Annotated in this window: 1 pseudogene; it reads right to left on the bottom strand. The window is 76.1% G+C overall.

From position 1 onward, the window contains the following. Nucleotides 1-327, bottom strand: a pseudogene (locus tag D588_RS25895) (endopolygalacturonase); the annotation flags it as partial. Nucleotides 328-380: the final 53 nt, after the last annotated feature.

Below are 380 nucleotides of genomic sequence, written 5' to 3'. Positions count from 1 at the left end.
GATCTCCAGCGTGGTGTCGCTGCGGATCGTCAACGGTCCGCTGAGGAAGGCATTGCCGCTGCCGGCGCGCAGCAGCACCGCGCCGTGCGCACCGGCGGCGCAGCGGTCGAGCGCGGCCTGGATGCGCGCAGTGTCCGGCGCGCTGCGCTCCTGCGCGTCGGTGAAGCGGCGCTGCTGCGCCTGCAGGGTGGCGTCCAGCGCCACGCACACCGGCGGCAAGTGCGGTTCGACCACGTGGCGGGAATCGCCGGTCGCGGCAGCGCTGACGAACGCAGCGGCGGCGAGGACGCCGCCGGACACCAGCGCGACGCGCACAGGCTTGCTCATTGCCGGAGCGCGGCGTGCGACGGCGGCAGCGTGGCGGCGGGCGACGCCGCGGC

The organism is Xanthomonas sp. SHU 308 (genome assembly GCF_000364645.1).
Taxonomy (GTDB): domain Bacteria; phylum Pseudomonadota; class Gammaproteobacteria; order Xanthomonadales; family Xanthomonadaceae; genus Xanthomonas_A; species Xanthomonas_A sontii.
This window is presented reverse-complemented; position numbering and strand designations above follow the sequence as displayed.